At 67.0% G+C, this 15054-nt stretch carries 11 protein-coding genes and 2 pseudogenes; 1 reads left to right on the forward strand and 12 read right to left on the reverse strand.

Going from position 1 to position 15054, the window contains the following annotated elements:
- Window positions 1-43 precede the first annotated feature (43 nt).
- The 11 genes and pseudogenes from BCHO_RS08130 to BCHO_RS08175 all read right to left on the reverse strand — a co-directional run bounded on the left by BCHO_RS08130 (window position 44) and on the right by BCHO_RS08175 (window position 10494).
- Window positions 44-1633 carry an NAD(P)/FAD-dependent oxidoreductase gene (locus BCHO_RS08130; protein ID WP_024540236.1) on the reverse strand — a complete coding sequence of 530 codons (1590 nt, stop codon included), beginning with the start codon at window positions 1631-1633 and terminating at the stop codon, window positions 44-46.
- Window positions 1634-1822: 189 nt separating this feature from the next.
- Complete coding sequence (locus BCHO_RS08135) at window positions 1823-2134, reverse strand: DUF2469 domain-containing protein (RefSeq protein WP_024540235.1); 312 nt, start codon at window positions 2132-2134, stop codon at window positions 1823-1825.
- Between the two features lie 46 nt (window positions 2135-2180).
- Complete coding sequence (locus tag BCHO_RS08140) at window positions 2181-3245, reverse strand: GNAT family N-acetyltransferase (RefSeq protein WP_024540234.1); 1065 nt, start codon at window positions 3243-3245, stop codon at window positions 2181-2183.
- Window positions 3246-3413: 168 nt separating this feature from the next.
- Complete coding sequence (gatB, locus tag BCHO_RS08145; protein WP_024540233.1) at window positions 3414-4913, reverse strand: Asp-tRNA(Asn)/Glu-tRNA(Gln) amidotransferase subunit GatB; 1500 nt, start codon at window positions 4911-4913, stop codon at window positions 3414-3416.
- A 21-nt stretch (window positions 4914-4934) separates the two neighbouring features.
- Window positions 4935-6476, reverse strand: a complete 1542-nt coding sequence (gene gatA / locus BCHO_RS08150) for an Asp-tRNA(Asn)/Glu-tRNA(Gln) amidotransferase subunit GatA (protein ID WP_024540232.1) — start codon at window positions 6474-6476, stop codon at window positions 4935-4937.
- Between the two features lies 1 nt (window position 6477).
- Window positions 6478-6774 (reverse strand): Asp-tRNA(Asn)/Glu-tRNA(Gln) amidotransferase subunit GatC, encoded by a 297-nt coding sequence (gene gatC, locus BCHO_RS08155; protein ID WP_024540231.1) that lies wholly within the window; start codon window positions 6772-6774, stop codon window positions 6478-6480.
- Between the two features lie 126 nt (window positions 6775-6900).
- Window positions 6901-7788 carry an ABC transporter permease gene (locus tag BCHO_RS08160; RefSeq protein WP_237743071.1) on the reverse strand — a complete coding sequence of 296 codons (888 nt, stop codon included), beginning with the start codon at window positions 7786-7788 and terminating at the stop codon, window positions 6901-6903.
- Window positions 7785-8876, reverse strand: a complete 1092-nt coding sequence (locus BCHO_RS09110) for an ATP-binding cassette domain-containing protein (protein WP_024540229.1) — start codon at window positions 8874-8876, stop codon at window positions 7785-7787. The genes BCHO_RS08160 and BCHO_RS09110 overlap by 4 nt, the downstream gene beginning before the upstream one ends.
- Window positions 8877-8969: 93 nt before the next feature.
- Window positions 8970-9236 (reverse strand): annotated as a pseudogene (locus tag BCHO_RS09770) (TrmH family RNA methyltransferase); the annotation flags it as partial.
- Window positions 9237-9329: 93 nt separating this feature from the next.
- Window positions 9330-9776, reverse strand: a pseudogene (locus BCHO_RS09775) (RNA methyltransferase); the annotation flags it as partial.
- A gap of 55 nt (window positions 9777-9831) precedes the next feature.
- Entirely contained in the window at window positions 9832-10494 is a 663-nt protein-coding gene (locus tag BCHO_RS08175; RefSeq protein ID WP_024540227.1) for a type I phosphoribosyltransferase, read from the reverse strand.
- 129 nt (window positions 10495-10623) lie between these two features.
- On the opposite strand from BCHO_RS08175, the gene BCHO_RS08180 reads away from it, so the two are divergent.
- Window positions 10624-12024, forward strand: coding sequence for an HAD family hydrolase (locus BCHO_RS08180; protein ID WP_024540226.1), 1401 nt, complete (start codon window positions 10624-10626; stop codon window positions 12022-12024).
- Window positions 12025-12187: 163 nt separating this feature from the next.
- Here the strand turns inward: BCHO_RS08180 and clpB are convergent, their stop codons facing one another.
- A complete protein-coding gene (gene clpB / locus BCHO_RS08185) occupies window positions 12188-14872 on the reverse strand; it encodes an ATP-dependent chaperone ClpB (protein ID WP_024540225.1) in 2685 nt (894 codons plus the stop codon).
- Window positions 14873-15054: the final 182 nt, after the last annotated feature.

Below are 15054 nucleotides of genomic sequence, written 5' to 3' on the forward strand. Positions count from 1 at the left end.
GCTCCCATGCGCCGTGCATGGGAGCCGCCCGGAACGGTCGGCGTCACTTGGATTCGTGATAGGACTTGTCGGTATTGACCGACCAGATGTTCTCCTTCGTCGGCTTGCCGGACTTGATGTTGCCGACGGCCTCGATCGCCGTCGCCATCGAATGGTCCATGTTGTTGTAGCGGTGCTGGCCGTTGCGACCGACGCAGTACAGGTTGCCGAAGGAGTCGAGGTAGTCGACGATGCTCGGCATCTCGTCGTAGGTGTCGAAGTACGCCGGATACGCCTTCTTGACGCGTTCGCGGTGCGAGTCGAGCACCTCGTGCGAGCCGTTGATGACGCCCATGCGCGTCAGCTCGCTGATCGCGAAGCGCGTCGCCTCGTCGTCGGTCATGTTCCAGAAGTCGTCGCCTTCCTCGCAGAAGTACTCGAGGCCGATCCAGACGGTGTCGTCGACGTCCTGGACGAGGTAGGGGCTCCAGTTGTTGAAGATCTGCAGACGGCCGACCTTGTAGCCCGGATCCTGCACGTAGATCCAGCAGTCCGGCACGATCGGCGGGTTGCCAAGCGTCGGGATGTCGGTCGTGTTCCGGAGCTTGAGATGCTTGACGAGCAGGCCGACGGTGACAAAATCGCGGTACGGCAGGCCGTCGGCGATGCGCACGATGTCCTTCGGCGCGCGCTCGGTGCCGTCGTCGATCGCGTCGACGAGGTCCTTGATCGGCATCGACGAGATGAACTCGTCGGCCTCCATCGTCGTGCGCACGCCGTGCTCGTCCTCGTAGACGAGCGAGGCGATCCTGCCGTCGCGCTGGTCGAGTTCGACGACCTTCGCGCCCTTGATGATCGTGACGCCGGCGTCCTCGGCGTTCTTCGCGACCGTCTCCCACAGCTGGCCGGGGCCGAGCTTCGGGTACCAGAACTCCTCGATGAGCGAGGTCTCGACCTCCTCGTCGTCGCGCTTCTTCGGCAGCAGCTTGCGGAACGCGTTCTTGAGCACGCCCATGATGCTCAGGCCCTTGACGCGCTGCGATCCCCAGTCGGCCGAGATGACCGACGGATGGCGGCCCCAGAGCTTCTCGGTGTAGCCTTCGAAGAACATCGAATACAGCTTGCGGCCGAAGCGGTTGATGTAGAAGTTCTCGAGGTTGTCCTCGGGCAGCTTGTGGAACACCGACTTGAGGTACGAGCAGCCGGCCACGACGGTGAGGCGCGGACCCATCGCCTTCAACGTGTTCATCGACAGCGAAATCGGATAGTCGAAGAAATGCTTGTTCCAGAAGATGCGCGAGACGCGGTGACGCTTGAGCATGACCTTGTCGGTCTTCTCCGGATCGGGGCCGCCCGGTTCGAGCTCGTGCACGCGGCCGAGCTTCTTGTCGTCGTAGGACGGGGCGCCCTGCAGCGGCAGTGTCTCCTCCCACCAGCGCATGATGCGGTCGTCCTTCGAGAAGAAGCGGTGGCCGCCGATGTCCATGCGGTTGCCGTCGTGCTTGACGGTGCGGGCGATGCCGCCGAACTCCTGCGACTCCTCGAGCAGTGTGACGTCGTACCGGTCGGCGCCGCCGTCCTTGACGAGCTCCCAGGCGGCCGTGAGACCGGCGGGGCCGCCGCCGATGATGACTACGGTTTCCTTGTCAGACACGTTCACGTTCTCCTTCAACACTGGTTCTGCCGATCGATCGCTGCTGAAACATTCGCATCGCGCATCCTCGCGCCGGTACCGCGCAGGACATGGGATTGGTGTGCGCATTGATATGTCGCACTCCGCAGCAAGTCTAATGCTCCCCATGGCCATAGCGGCCACGGGGGGGGGCACCGCGCTTCCCCGCCGTCAGATGCCGTCGGGGATGTCGATGTCGCTCTTCTGCACCTCTTCGACGTTGACGTCCTTGAAGGTCACGATGCGCACGTTCTTGACGAAGCGGTTCGAACGGTAGACGTCCCACACCCACGCGTCGGAGAGCCGCACGTCGAAGTAGACGTCCTGCCCGGCCGAGCGGACGTTGAAGTCCACCTTGTTCGCCAGATAGAACCGTCGTTCCGTCTCGACGACGTAGGTGAACAGTTTGATGACGTCGCGGTACTCCTTGTACAACGCCAGTTCGGCGTCGGTCTCATAGTTGTCGAGGTCTTCGGCGCTCATGGTTGCTCGCTTGTGCTCCTGTCCTTCGTGTCCGTGGTCCGCATGCTCACTGGTCGCCGCGCGCGGCCGCGCCGTGGCGGTTGCGGTCGCTGCCCAACGTGCGCCACCACGCCTTCTTCGACGTGTTGCGTTCGGCGTTGTTGTACGGCCATGCGTTCTCGGCGTCGACGTCGTCGCCGGCGATGCGTTCGGCATCGCGGTGCAATGTCTCGCCGAGCGTCGGCGCCTGCGCGTCGTCCTGCACGGCCTGGCGCACGGCGCCGGCGACGCGCTGGCGTTCGTCGTCGAGGTCCTTCATCAGCCCGGCCTCGCGCAGCTCCTGCTTCTTGATCGCCATCGAATGCTGGTGCAGCGACATCGCCTTCTCCATGCCCGGGTTCGACGTGATGACGTGCATGCCGAAGGCGTCCATCGCGCGCACCGGGTCGAATTCGTCGACGAGCGTGTCAAGGACGTTGAGGTCCTGGTACTTGCCGAGGCGGTTGTCCCACAACGCGTCGCGCGATGTGCCGGACGGCACGAAGCCGAGCGACTGGTAGACGGAGAAGGTGCGCGTGTTCTTCTCGGGAACGGCCACCCAGATGCGGTGCAGCCCGAGCCCTTCCGGCTGGTCGGCGAAGCCGTAGGTCATGACGCGCGGCATCGCGTCGCGTGAATAGCCGCGGCCGCGGAAGTCCTTGCCGAGCACGACCTGGATGCGCGCCGAACGCGCCCATCCGTCGATGTCGATCAGGAAGATCATGCCGAGGAACTCGGTCGCGTTGTCCGCGTTGACGGATTCGTCGTTGTCGTCGGGCGTCGTCATCAGCGCCCATGCGATCGTGCGGCGGCGCTCGGGGTCGTCGACGCCCTCGCCGACGTCGGAGCCCTGCGTCCACGCCTCGGAGCGGCGCACCCATGCGTGCACGGCCGCACGTTCCGCCACGCGGTCCTTGCCGGTGATGCCCGACGCGTTCACGTAGGCGTCAAGCTCGTCCATCAGCGGCAGATCCTGCGATGTGGCCGGCCGCAGATACACCATCTCCCCCAGAATATCGGGAATCGTGATGCGCGTGGGCAGCACGCGCGGCCGTTCCCGTTCCTCCTCGCGACGTTCGTCACTGTGCGTCATGTTGTTCCTCTTTGTTTGGCGACTGGAGCGTTCTCCCTATTCTCTCCAGTCTTGCCATTGTAGTGTACGCCGTCGTCCTTGGCGCCGGCGCGTCCAAATACGAGCCGGGGCGGCGGACGCGTCGATGCGCGTCCGCCGCCCCGGTATCGCCGATGACCGTGGGTCCGGTCAGCCCTTGATCTTCTCCATGACGATCTTCGTGACCGCCTTCGCGTCGGCCTGGCCCTTCGTCGCGCGCATGACGGCGCCGATGATCGCGCCCATCGGCTTCATGTTGCCGCCCTTGAGCTTCTCGACGACGTCCGGATTCGCGTCGAGCGCCTCCTGGACGGCCGCCTGCAGCGCACCGTCGTCGGAGACGACCTTGAAGCCGTGCTTCTCGACGATCTCGGCCGGCGTGCCCTCGCCGGCGAGCACGAGGCTCACCGTCTGCTTGGCGAGCTTGTCGTTGAGCTTGCCGTCGGCGATGAGCTGTTCGACGTCGGCGACCGCCTGCGCGTCGATCGGCAGCTCCTCGAGGCTGACGCCCTTGGCGTTCGCCTCGCGCGAGAGCTCGCCGAGCCACCACTTCTTCGCGCCCGACGGCGTCGCGCCGAGCTTGACGGTCTCCTCGATCAGGTCGAGCGCGTCGGCGTTGATGACGTCGCGCATCTCGGTGTCGGAGAACTTCCATTCGCCCTTGAGGCGGTTGCGGCGCTCGCGCGGCATCTCCGGCATGACCTTGCGGATCTCCTCGACGTGCTCCGGCGTGATGTGGAGCATGACGAGGTCCGGATCCGGGAAGTAGCGGTAGTCGTCGGCGTCGGACTTGACGCGGCCGCCGGCCGTCGACTGCGAGGCCTCGTCCCAGTGGCGCGTCTCCTGCAGGATCTCGCCGCCGTCCTCGAGGATCGCGGCCTGACGGCGGATCTCGTACTGGATCGTGCGTTCGATGCCGCGGAACGAGTTGACGTTCTTCGTCTCGGAACGCGTGCCGAAGGGGTCGGACGGGTCGCGACGCAGCGACACGTTGACGTCGGCGCGCATGTTGCCCTGCTCCATGCGGGCGTGCGAGATGTTGAGCGCGCGCACGATGTCGCGGATCGCGCGCATGTAGGCGCCGGCGATCTCCGGCGCGCGGTCGCCCGCGCCCTCGATCGGCTTCGTGACGATCTCGATGAGCGGCACGCCCGCGCGGTTGTAGTCGACGAGCGAATGGTCGGCGCCCTCGATGCGGCCGTCGGCGCCGCCGACGTGCGTGTTCTTGCCGGCGTCGTCCTCGATGTGCGCGCGCTCGATCGGCACGCGGAACACGGTGCCGTCCTCGAGTTCGACGTCGAGGTAGCCCTCGCCGTTCGTCGGCTTGTCGTACTGCGAGATCTGGTAGTCGCGCGGCATGTCCGGGTAGAAGTAGTTCTTGCGTGCGAACTGGCTCCACTCGTGGATCTGGCAGTGCAGCGCCAGACCGAGCTTGATCGCGTAGTCGACGGCGGCCGCGTTGACGACCGGCAGCGAACCCGGCAGGCCGAGGCTCACCGGCGTCAGCTCGGTGTTCGGCTCGGCGCCGAAGGAGATCGGGGCCGGGCAGAACAGCTTCGTGTTCGTGGACAGCTCGACGTGCGTCTCGAGACCGATGACCGGATCGAACTTCTTGACGGCTTCGGAATACTTCATCAATTTTTCAGCCATAATATTCTCTTCCTGTCACCCTTACTTGTTGAGTCCATCGAGCCACGGCGTCTTGAGCGACTGCCAGATCGGGCCGTTCCAGTCCTCCTCGAGCGCGGCCTCGAGCGCGGCGGCCGGCTTGTACATCACCTCGTCGCGCTGCTGCGGCGCGATGAACTGGAAGCCGACCGGCAGGCCGTCGTCGGACAGGCCGGCCGGGATGCTCATCGCCGGCACGCCGGCGAGGTTCGCCGGGATCGTCGCGATGTCGTTCATGTACATCGCGAGCGGGTCGTCCATCTTCTCGCCGAACTTGAACGCCGTCGACGGGCTCGTCGGGGAGACGAGGACGTCGGCCTGCTCGAAGGCCTTGCGGAAGTCGTCGATGATGAGCGTGCGCACCTTCTGCGCCGAGCCGTACCAGGCGTCGTAGTAGCCCGCGGACAGCGCGTAGGTGCCGAGGATGATGCGGCGCTTGACCTCGTCGCCGAAGCCGGCCTCACGGGTGTATGCCATCATGTTCGCGGCCGTCTGCGGCACGTCCTCCGGAGGCATGACGCGCAGACCGTAGCGCATGCCGTCGTAGCGGGCGAGGTTCGAGCTGACCTCGGACGGCATGATGATGTAGTAGGCGCCGAGCGCGTACTTGAAGTGCGGGCACGAGACCTCGACGACTTCGGCGCCCATCGCCTCGAGCTTCTTGACGGCCTCGTGGAAGCGCGCCTCGACGCCCGGCTGGAAGCCGTCGCCGTTGAGCTCCTTGACGAGGCCGACCTTCATGCCCTTGAGGTCGCGGTTGTTCAGGCCGTCGCGCGCGGCGGCGACCATCGGGCGCGGGCCTTCGGGGATCGACGTCGAGTCGCGGCGGTCATGGCCGCCGATGATCTCCTGCAGCAGCGCCGAGTCGAGGACGGTGCGCGAGACCGGACCGATCTGGTCGAGCGACGACGCCATCGCGATCGCGCCGAAGCGGGAGACGCCGCCGTAGGTCGGCTTGACGCCGACGGTGCCGGTGAGTGCGCCGGGCTGGCGGATCGAGCCGCCGGTGTCGGTGCCGAGCGCGATCGGCGCCTCGAAGGCGCTGACGGCCGCCGCGGAGCCGCCGCCGGAGCCGCCGGGCACGCGATCGACGTCCCACGGGTTCGACGTGCGCTGGAAGGCGGAATGCTCGGTCGACGAGCCCTGCGCGAACTCGTCGAGGTTCGTCTTGCCGAGGATCGGCATATGCGCGACCTTGAGCTTCTCGATGACGGTCGCGTCGTACGGCGGGATCCAGCCTTCGAGGATGCGGGAGGCGGCGGTCGTCTCGATGCCCTTCGTCACGATCATGTCCTTGATCGCGATCGGGACGCCGGCGAGCTCAGGCAGTTCGGCCTTCTCGTCGTCGGACAGGTTGTCGAAGGCGTCGGCCTGCTCGAGCGCGGCCTCGCCGGCGACCTTGAGGAAGGCCTTGATGCTCGGTTCGGCGGCGTCGATGACGTCGAGCTCGGCGGACACGAGGTCGCGGCTCGAGATCTCCTTGGCGCGCAGCTTGGCCGCCATCTCGGTTGCGGACAGCTTGACGAGTTCGTTCTGGTCGGTCATCTCACTCCTCCCCCAGGATCTGCGGCGCGACGAACATGCCGTCCTCGGTCGCAGGCGCCGCGGCGAGCACTTCGGACTGGTCGAGCGGCTTGACCGGCACGTCGGGGCGCAGATAGGCCTCGAGCGGCACCGGGTTGGCGGTCGGCGGCACGTCGTCGGTCGCGACCTCCTGCACCGAATTGATCGATTCGGCGATGACGTTGAGCTCGCTCTGCATGCGGGTGATTTCCTCGTCGGTGAGCGCGATTCGGGCGAGGTCGCCCAAATGCATGATTTCTTCACGTGTGAATGTAGGCATGCCTCCCACTATACGAACCAAATGTGACGAGGCTCGTTCATCGGGCGCGGGACGGAAAACGGCGAATCCCGGAGCGTCGCCGCCCGGGATTCGCCGTGTGCAGGTCATGTCGGCCGCGCCGCGCCGTCACTTCACGTCGCGACGGCACATCATCAGCACGCCGACGGCGTAGAGCACGAGGCTCCAGACGACGAAGATCAGGCCGGCCACGCCCCACGACGGCTGGAACGGATGCGCGCCGTCGACGATCAGCGCCGCCGCCGCATTGTTCGCAAAGGAGCTCGCGCCGGCGCCAAGGAAGGTCGACAACGCGTTCGCCGGCAGGCAGTTGTTGACCGACGTGACCCAGACGTAGCGGCGGCCGAGCAGCTGTGCCATCTGCAGCACCGACGGCACGATCGTGAACAGTACGATGACGCACAGCACGCCGCCGACCGTCGAACGGCAGATCGCGCCGAGCCCCATCGCGAGCACGGCCGCGAAGGCCATCATCGCCGGCAGCCCGAACAACGTGACGACCGGCATCGCCGCCGGCGCGTCGCCGGCGACGGCCGTCACATCGGAGCCGATCATCAATGCGGCGACGCCCCATGCGAGCAGCACGCCGGCGAGGGACGCGAGGAAGGTGACGGCGGCGACGACGAGCGCCTTCGTATGCATGAACATCGCACGGCGCGGGTTCACGGTCAGCGACGAGACGATCGACGACGAGCTGAACTCGCTCGTCAATGCCATGACGCCGAGGATGCCGACGATGACGAGCACGTTGCCGGCGCCGGAACTCGCCGTCGACCAGACGTCCGCCCGGGCGACCGGCATGTTCTCGCCGGCGAGCAGCGAGAGCATCCAACCCATCATCAGGCTGTTGAGCAGCAGGAAGACGATCGTGAGCACGCCGAGCACATAGGTCGACGTCGCGCTCCAGATCTTGCACCATTCGGCGCGCAGCGCGCCGGAGAAGGTCAGTCGCGCCGTGCGCGGCGCATGCGGCTGGGTCGTTGCGGTCGCGCTCATCGCGCACCTCCGTTCGTCGTCGGGATGGTCGGGGCCGGCGGGGCCGGCGCAGGCTGGGTCGGCGCGGACGGCCGCATGGAGGGATTCGGCATCGCCGCGGCCGGCGGCACCGGCTGTGCAGGCTGCGTGGGCATCGCCGCCGCCGGCTGCAGGCCGATCGGCGTCGCGACATACTGCGCGTGCGCGTGCGTGAGCTCCATGTACGCCTGCTCGAGCGAGACCTGCTCGCGCGCGAAACGGTAGGCGACGATCTGGTTGGCGGCGAAGCCGCGCGCGACGGCCTCGAGGTCGGCGCCCTCGATATGGAACGCGCGCGCGTCGTGCGGATAGCCGTCGGCGAGCGCCGTCTCGGTGATCCGCACGCCCGGCGAATGCGCGAACATCCGCTGCAGCTTGTCGGCGTCGGGCGTGACGACCGAGATCAGCGGCTGCGAATGCTCGGCGACGAAATCGGCGACCGACGTGCAGCGAAGGATCCGCCCCTGGCCGATGATGACGAGCGTGTCCGCCGTGAGCGCCACCTCGCTCATCAGATGCGAGCTGAGCAGCACGGCGCGTCCGGCGGCCGCGCTGTTGCGGCACAGGTCGCGCACCCATTTGACGCCTTCGGCGTCGAGGCCGTTCACAGGCTCGTCGAGCACGAGGTTCCTCGGGTCGCCGAGCATCGCCGCGGCGATCGCCAGCCGCTGGCCCATGCCCAGCGAGAAACGGCCGGCCTTCGTCGTGCGCGCGCTCGCGAGCCCGGTCAGGTCGAGCACCTCGTCGACGCGCGACTTCGGGATGTTGTTCGTGTACGCGAGCGATTTGAGATACGCATAGGCCGTGCGGTTCTTCGGCGCGCAGCGCGCGTCGAGCACGGCGCCGACGCTCGCCATCGGCGAGGCGGTGCGCGCGTAGGGTACGCCGTCGACGAGCGCGGTGCCCTCGTCCGGCGCGATCAGGCCGAGCAGGATGCGCATCGTCGTCGATTTGCCGGCGCCGTTGGGGCCGACGAAGCCGGTGACGACGCCGTCCGGCGCTGTGAAGCTCACATGGTCGAGTATCGGTTTGGCGCCGAATGACTTGCAGACGCCGTTGAGTTCCATCATGCTCGCATCGTAGCAAGCGCGCGACGGCCGATGCGGTGCGCGCCCACGATACGGCTGACGTCGGCGGCGGTCGCCATCGATCACGACGACCGATCACACAGCCGCGTGCTGTGTGATCCACGCATGCATCGTCACGGCGGCGGCGGCGCCGGCGTTGATCGAACGTACTGAGCCGAACTGGCTGATGTAGACGACGTCGTCGGCGAGTTCGAGCGCCTTGTCGGACAATCCCGGGCCTTCGGCGCCGAACAGCAGCAGGCAGCGTTCGGGGAAACGGTAGGTCTCGATCGGTACGGCGCCGTTGATGATGTCCATCGCGATGACCTTCGCGTCCTCGGCGGTGCGCAGGTCGCGGCGCGCGTACAGCAGTTCGCGCGCCGCGTTCCGCTCGTCGAGGTCGCCGGCGTCGCGCGCACGCTCGATCATGTCGGCGCGCGAGCGCGCCTCGTCGCGTTCGCCGGCGATGCGCCGGCGCCAGTCTTCGACGCAGTCCCGGATCGACGGATGATTGACGACGTGCTGGTACAGCTCGGTCATCAGCGCGCCCTTGCGGTTCCATTTGTGTGGACCGACGATGTGCACGCGATTCGCCGTGAACGCGTTCGCCGTGCGCACCATCGACCCGATGTTGAAGTCGTGCGTCCAGTTCTCGATCGCCACTTCGAACAGATGACGACCGCGGCGGTCGAGGTCGGCGCGGATCGCGTCGACGCTCCAGTAGCGGTAGCGGTCGAGGACGTTGCGCCGGTCGCCGTCGTCGAGCAGCGCCGCGTCGTAGCGCGGGTCGACGGGGCGCGGCTCGCCGGGATGCTCCTGCTCCCACGGCCCGACGCCCACCTCACGGAAGGTCGGCTCGCCGGAGGCCTTCGCCGCCACGTCGATAGGATTCGGTTCGTGCATCTGCTCACGCTCGCCTTCGCGTCAACTGGGCCATACAGGTCATGTCCGGCGCCGCTCAGTGCAGCTCGGACTCGTGGAAGGTCTCGACGAACGGCACTTCGGTGGCCTCGCCGCTGACCGGGTCGACGACGCGCACCGTCGGCTTCTCCATGTCGACGCCGCCGATCAGCGACGTGATCGCGACGACGTCGGCGCCCTGCGCGTCGACGATGCTGAAGTCGAGGCTCAGCTCGTTGCCGTTGCGCAATGTGACGAGCGACGACGTCTGCACATAGGATTTCTCGGACAGCCACGAATCGACGAGGACGACGCGCTTGCCTTGGATCGACGGCCCCTTCGTGGCCGGATAGACGAAGTCCATGACGAAGCCGTCGAGCGCCTCGCCGCGCGAGGCGGCGGCGTGCATCATCGAGCAGACGATCGGCACGGCGGCGGCCGTCAATGCGCCGACGGCGTCGAAATCGTCGATCGAATAGCCCTGCTCCTCGAGCGTGTCGAGCATGATGTGGCCGATGAGCGACGCGCCGCGGTGGTCGAAGGTGATCGGCGACAGCTCGGAGAACGGGCGGTCGGCCATATGGGCGCGCAGCAGCGTCTTGAGCTGGTCGCGCGGCTCCATCAGTGCGAATGCGGCCTCGTCGACGTTGGTCGGCGCGGCGTCCTCGTCGTGCCGGGAAGCGGATGCGGTCTTGCGGAACGTGGAAGCTTCTTCACTCATGTACGCCAGCGTAGCCGTGCGCCACGTCAAATCGGCCGGCGCCGCCGTCCCCCTCGCGTACAGTGGTGATGTCGAAAGAGTTGGTGTTGCCGGTCATCGGCAGGGTCACGAAACCCAGGGAGCGACCATATGGGACTGAATCTGTTCATCGCGGTGATCTGCGTCGTCGTGGCGCTGCTGCTGACGTTCCTGACGATCCGTTTCTTCTTCGGCGCCCGGGCGCGCGCCACCGACGCCGAGACCGGCGCGTTCCGCGACCAGCCGGAGCAGGAGCCGGTGCACGCCGGCGACACATTGCGCACGCGCCGCTCCGACAACGCCGCGAGCATCCGCCTGCTGACGACGCAGGTCGTCGTCGCCGCCGTGCTGACGCTGCTCGTCATCATCCCCGACCTGCTGCATATGATGCGCCCGTCGATCGTCCCCGGCTGGCTGATCGCGCCGTGGCTGCACGCGATCATCATCACGCCGGTCATGTTCTACAGCGGCTACCCGATCCACATCGACGGCTGGTCGGCGATCCGCCGGCGCGTGCCGAACATGAACTCGCTCGCGTCGGTCGGCTCGGGCGCCGCCTACGTCTACAGCCTGCTCGTGTGCTTCGCCGAGGACCTGCTGCCCGATTCGATGCATGACGTCTACTTCCAGGTGACCGGCGTCATCATCACGCTCGTGCTGCTCGCGCGTCTGATGAGCGACCGCTGGCTGCCGCGCCGCGCCGCGTTCCCGCTGCAGACGAAGGTCGACCGCCTGTCGCGCATCCTCGTGCCGATCGTCTTCCTGATCGCCGTGTGGACCTTCGTCGTCTGGCTGATCTTCGGCCGTCAGCCGGCCTTCGCTCGCGCATTGCTCATCGCAATCGGCGTGCTGATCATCGCCTGCCCGGTCGCGCTCGGCTGGGCGGCGCCGCTCGCCGCGACCTTCGCGACCGACCGCGCGCGCCGCGCCGGCATGCGCGTCCTGACGACGAGCGCGCTGCAGCAGGCGCAGGACGTGCGCGCCGTCGTCTTCTCGTCGACGCTCGCCGACGCTTCACGTGAAACCATCGACGCGCTGCTCGACGCCGGGCTGGGCGTCGACGTCGTCGATGCATCCGACACCGACGACGCGGTGCGGCGCATCGGCGAACGCCGCGCGAAGCTCGACATCGACGGCGACGACGCGGCGCTGCTGTTCGTCGGCGACGGCCACGAGGATGTCGCCGTCCGCAACGCCGCCGACATCGCCGTCGTCGTCACGAAGGACGCCGACGCGGACTTCGTGCATGCCGACGTCGTCACCGACGAGCCCGGCGGAACCTGCGTCCCGCAGCTGATCCGGCTGTCGAAGGCGATGGTGCGCAACATCCAGGAGAACGCGATCTGGGCCTTCGTCTTCAACCTCATCGGCATCCCGATCGCCGCCGGCGTCCTCTACCCCTTCACCGGCTGGACGCTCGACCCGAGCCTGGCGGGCCTCGCGATGTTCCTGTCGTCGCTCGCCGTGCTGCTCAACGCGCTGCGGCTGCGGCACGCGCACATCGACCGCTGAGCGCTTCCGAATACGACGGAGCCCCGGTGGGCACCTCACAGGTGCCCACCGGGGCTCCGTCGTCATGGTCGTCATGTTGTCGCCGTCATCGTCCGCGACCGGTGGACGATGACGGCGGGGCCACGCTCAGCCGCGCGGCCTCATGCGACTTGCCTCACACGGCTCACTTCGCGCTGTCGTCGGACTGCGCGCCGCCGTCGATCTTCACCTCGGTGTCGAGCGGGTTGGCGTCGCCCTCCATCGGATCCTGCTGATGCACGGACAGCTCGAGGTGTTCGCCGCCGGTGTGGTCGACGAGCACCGTCTCGCCGTCGTGCACCTTGCCGGCGAGCAGCATGCGCGCCAGCTGGTCGCCGACCTCGGTCTGCACGAGGCGGCGCAGCGGACGGGCGCCGTAGGCCGGATCGTAGCCGGTGTCGGCGAGCCATTCGCGGGCGGCCTCGGTCACGTCGAGCGTGATGCGGCGGTCGGTCAGGCGCGACGCGACCTGCTTGACCTGCAGGTCGACGATCTTGCCGAGCTCCTGACGCGTCAGCGGATGGAAGATCACGAGGTCGTCGAGACGGTTGACGAACTCCGGGCGGAACTGCGTGTGCACGGCGTTCATCACCGCGTCCTTCTTCTCCTGTTCGCTCAGGTCGGGATTGACGAGGTACTGCGAGCCGAGGTTGGACGTCATGATCAGGATCGTGTTCTTGAAGTCGACGGTGCGGCCCTGGCCATCGGTCAGACGACCGTCGTCGAGCACCTGCAGCAGGATGTCGAAGACCTCACGGTTCGCCTTCTCGACCTCGTCGAAGAGCACGACCGAGTACGGACGACGACGCACGGCCTCGGTGAGCTGGCCTCCCTCCTCGTAGCCGACGTAGCCGGGGGCCGCGCCGATCAGGCGGGACACGGACGACTTCTCCATGTACTCGCTCATATCGATGCGGACCATCGCCTTCTCGTCGTCGAAGAGGAACTCGGCGAGCGCCTTCGCGAGCTCGGTCTTGCCGACGCCGGTCGGTCCCATGAACAGGAACGAACCTGTCGGACGGTTCGGGTCGGAGATGCCGGCGCGCGAGCGGCGCACCGCGTCGGAGACCGCCTCGACGGCTTCCGGCTGGCCGATGACGCGCTCGTTGAGGTACTCCTCCATATGCAGCAGCTTCTCGTTCTCGCCCTGCATCAGGCGGCCGACCGGGATGCCGGTCCATTCCGAGATGATCTCGGCGACTGAATCGGCGTCCACATGGTCGGGAACCATCGGCTCCTCCTTGTGCGCATACTCGGAGGCCTGCTCGTCGGCCGTCTCCGCGGCGGCGAGCTCCTTCTGGATCTGCGGGATCTCGCCGTAGAGGATGCGGCTCGCCTGGGCGAGGTCGCCGGCGCGCGTCGCCTTGTCGGCCTCGACGCGTTTCTCGTCGAGCTTGGCGCGCAGGTCGCCGACCTTGTTGCGGTCGGCCTTCTCGGCGTCCCAGCGTGCCTTGAGGCCATGCAGCTGCTCGCGGCTGTCGGCGAGTTCGGACTGCAGCTTCATCAGCCGTTCCTTCGACGCCGGGTCCTCGGCCTTCTTGAGCTGCATCTCCTCCATCTCAAGACGCGTGACCTTGCGCTGCAGCTCGTCGATCTCCTCCGGCTGCGAATCGAGTTCCATGCGCAGATGCGCGGCGGCCTCGTCGACGAGATCGATCGCCTTGTCCGGCAGCTGACGGCCGGTGATGTAGCGGTTCGACAGTGTCGCGGCGGCCACGAGCGCGTCGTCGCCGATCGTCACCTTGTGATGCGCCTCATAGCGCTGCTTGAGGCCGCGCAGGATCGCGATCGTGTCCTCGACCGACGGCTCGCCGACGAAGACCTGCTGGAAGCGGCGTTCGAGCGCCGGGTCCTTCTCGATGTTCTCGCGGTACTCGTCGAGCGTCGTCGCGCCGATCAGGCGCAGTTCGCCGCGCGCGAGCATCGGCTTGAGCATGTTGCCAGCGTCCATCGAACCTTCGGCCGAACCGGCGCCGACGACGGTGTGGATCTCGTCGATGAACGTGATGATCTGCCCGTCGGACTGTTTGATCTCGTCAAGGACGCTCTTGAGGCGCTCCTCGAATTCACCGCGGTACTTCGAACCGGCGACCATCGAGCCCAGATCGAGGCTGATCAGGCGCTTGTTCTGCAACGTGCTCGGCACGTCGCCCGCCACGATGCGCTCCGCGAGGCCTTCGACGACGGCGGTCTTGCCGACGCCGGGCTCGCCGATAAGCACCGGGTTGTTCTTCGTACGGCGGGACAGGATCTGGATGACGCGGCGGATCTCCTGATCGCGGCCGATGACCGGATCGAGCTTGCCTTCCTTCGCGCGCGCCGTCAGATCGGTCGAGAACTTCTCGAGCGCCTTGTACGAGGCCTCGGCGTCCGGGCTCGTCACCTTCGCGCCGCCGCGGATGCCGGGGATCTGCTCGCGGATCTTCGCGGCGGTCACGCCGTTGGCGTCGAGGATCTTCGCGGCGTCGTTCGGCGTCGCCTTGGCGATGCCGAGCAGCAGATGCTCGGTGGAGACGTATTCGTCGCCCATCTCCTTCATCGCGGCCTCGGCCTTCGCGATCGCGGCCGTCAGCTGACGGCTCGCCTGCGCCTGCGTCGTCGACGATCCCGACGCGCTCGGCAGCGCGACGAGCGCGTTGCGCACGGCGGCGCCGATCGTCTGCACGTTGGCACCGCACGCCTCGATCAGGCCACGGACGACGCCGTGCTCCTGACGCAGCAGCGCGTCGAGCAGGTGCAGCGGCTCGACCTGCGGGTTTCCGGCCGCCGAAGCGCTCTGGATCGCGTCACCGAGCGCCTCCTGGGCCATTGTCGTGAATTTCTGTTCCATATCATCCTCCATTGCTGCACATGGGCGCGTCGCGCTCTCGGGCTGTGCGTCTCGCACGTCCGGGGAGCGTCCGCGCACCCACGGCTTCATTTGTCTGATATTGTCAACCGACGCCGCAGATCACTTATTCCCAAAACTTGAGCGAATCTCACTCAAGTTTCGTGATTCGATGAAGGCTACCG

This window comes from Bifidobacterium choerinum, from assembly GCF_000741135.1.
GTDB lineage: Bacteria > Actinomycetota > Actinomycetes > Actinomycetales > Bifidobacteriaceae > Bifidobacterium > Bifidobacterium choerinum.